2 protein-coding genes are annotated in these 2394 nt (G+C 71.7%); one reads left to right on the top strand and one right to left on the bottom strand.

Going from position 1 to position 2394, the window contains the following annotated elements; translation table 11 throughout:
* Positions 1-109 precede the first annotated feature (109 nt).
* Entirely contained in the window at positions 110-862 is a 753-nt protein-coding gene (locus tag HW577_RS23720) for an SDR family NAD(P)-dependent oxidoreductase (protein ID WP_198378569.1), read from the bottom strand.
* Between the two features lie 108 nt (positions 863-970).
* On the opposite strand from HW577_RS23720, the gene HW577_RS23715 reads away from it, so the two are divergent.
* Positions 971-2008 carry an amino acid ABC transporter substrate-binding protein gene (locus HW577_RS23715; RefSeq protein WP_232475202.1) on the top strand — a complete coding sequence of 346 codons (1038 nt, stop codon included), beginning with the start codon at positions 971-973 and terminating at the stop codon, positions 2006-2008.
* The last annotated feature ends 386 nt before the right edge of the window (positions 2009-2394 follow it).

Below are 2394 nucleotides of genomic sequence, written 5' to 3'. Positions count from 1 at the left end.
GACGCGGCCGCGCCTGTTCGCCAATGACGGCGGGGCGCCGCGGCCGGATGTGGGCTTCCTCGGCTTCGATGCGGGCCGCGGCGCGGCACGGCCGCCGCGCGGCTGAGGGTCAGGACCCGCCCGCGTCCACCGTGAAGGACTGGGCCGTCACCATCGCGCTGTCGTCGGCGGCGAGCCACAGCACCATGCGCGCGATGTCGTCCGGGTGGAGCTGGCCCTTGAGGCATTGGCGACGATCGCGGTCGGCGTCCGCCTCGGGTGTCAGCCACAAGGTGCGCTGCCGCTCCGTGATGACCCAGCCGGGCACCACCTCGTTCACCCGGATGCGGTCGGGACCCAGGTCGCGCGCGAGACCGCGCGTCAGCCCCCGCACCCCCGCCTTGGCCGCCGTATAGGCAGGCATGCCGCCGGTGCGGTTGATCCAGGAGACGGAGCCGAGGTTGACGATCGAGCCTCCGCCCGCGCGGCGCATCATCGGCACCACCGCCTGGGCACAGAAGAACTGGTGGCGCAGGTTGGTCGCGATCCGCTCGTCCCAGTAGTCGGGTTCCACCGTCTCGAGCGCGTGGCGGTCGTCGCGCGCGGCGTTGTTGACCAGCACGGTGATGTCGCCGATGCGCGATGCGGCCTCGGCCACCGCGGCGCGCAGCGCGGCGATGTCGCGCAGGTCGCAGGGCAGGAACAGCGCGCCGCTCGCCTCCGCCACGCGCGCGCCCGCCGCCGCGTCGAAGTCGAGGAAGGCGACGCGCGATCCCTGCCGCGCGAAATGCGCGACGATCGACGCGCCGATCCCGCTCGCGCCGCCGGTCACGAGCACGGCGCGGCGCGACAGGCTGGGATAGCCGGCGAAACGGTCCTGCATGCGTCTCCTCCTTTTCCTCGCCGCGCATGACAATCCGGAAACGTTGACTCGTCCATCGGCCTCTGGCGACGATCGCTGCGGGAGACCCACAACAGAGAGGCTGACGACATGATGAGACGAGGCCTGGCGGCCGCGGCCGCCGCCTTCTGCGCGACGATCGCCGGCGCGGCGGTGGCGCAGACCAACATCCCGAGCCCGACGCTCGATGCGGTCCGCGCGCGCGGCAACCTGAACTGCGGCATCCACACCGGCGTCGCCGGCTTCGCGCTGCCCGACAGCCGCGGCGAATGGCAGGGGATGGATGTCGATCTCTGCCGCGGCCTGGCGGCTGCGATCTTCAACGACCCGTCCAAGGTGCGCTTCATCCCGCTGTCGTCCTCGACGCGCTTCACCGCGCTGGGATCGGGCGAGATCGACGTGCTGTTCCGCACCAGCACGCAGACCATGCTGCGCGACACCACGCTCGGGCTGCGCCATGTCACGACCTACTTCTTCGACGGCCACGGCTTCATGGTGCGCGCCAATGCCGGCGTGACGCGCGTGCGCGACATGGCGGACGCGACGATCTGCCTGATCCAGGGCACGACGAACGAGCAGGTGACGGCGGACTACTTCCGCTCGGTCAACGTCCGCTTCCAGCCGGTGGTGTTCGAGCGGACGGACCAGGCGCAGGCAGCCCTCGTCGCCGGGCGCTGCGACAGCTTCGGGACGGATGCCTCGCAGCTGGCCGGCGTGCGGTCGTCGATGCCCAACCCGCGCGAATGGACCATCCTGCCCGAGCGCTTCAGCAAGGAGCCCTATGGCGCCTACATCCGCCGCGGCGACGACAACTGGTACGACATCGTCCGCTGGTACACGACCGCGGTGATCGAGGCGGAGGAGCAGGGCATCACCCGCGCCAATGCCGAGGAGATGCGCCGCACCAGCACCAACCCGAACACGCGCCGCCTGCTCGGCGTGACGCCGGAACTCGGCCAGTCGCTGAAGCTCGACCCGGCCTGGGCGTACAACGTCATCCGCGCCATCGGGAACTATGGCGAGCTGTATGAGCGGACGATGGGCGAGAACACGCCGGTCGCGCTGCCGCGCGGGCCGAACAACCTGCACACCAATGGCGGGCTGATCTACGCGCTGCCGATGCGCTGAACGGCCGCGACGCGGCACGGCACGGGGCGGGCGCGCAGGGTCGCGCCCGCCCTTTTTCATGCGCCCCGACACCGGCGGCGCCGCGCGATGCGACCCGGGCCGGCTGTCCCGGCATACACGTCCCGTCAATTTCGTTCCGATATCGTAGCAATATGTTGCCGCGACCGTGTCGCGCGCGGACCGCGCATGCGCGCCCGGTCCGGACGCGCCGGGCCACCGCGCGGCCAAGCTGTCCATGCGCGAGCGAAGGCGGACCGGCCGATGACCATGATCGACACCCCCACGGCGCCGCCGCATCCCGGCGCCGCGACGCCGTTCACGGAACCGGCGGCGGGCGCCGCGATGCTCGCGGACCAGGCCGGGCTGCTGGCCCGTGCCGCCACGCG

Source organism: Neoroseomonas rubea (assembly GCF_016106015.1).
GTDB lineage: Bacteria > Pseudomonadota > Alphaproteobacteria > Acetobacterales > Acetobacteraceae > Neoroseomonas > Neoroseomonas rubea.
The sequence above is the reverse complement of the archived record's forward strand: the minus strand, read 5'-3'. Positions and strand labels throughout refer to the sequence as shown.

Excerpts from the sequence above, each read along its gene's own strand:
- HW577_RS23720 (WP_198378569.1), bottom strand. The coding sequence starts at position 862 with ATGCAGGACCGTTTCGCCGGCTATCCCAGCCTGTCGCGCCGCGCCGTG.
- HW577_RS23715 (WP_232475202.1), top strand. The coding sequence starts at position 971 with ATGATGAGACGAGGCCTGGCGGCCGCGGCCGCCGCCTTCTGCGCGACG.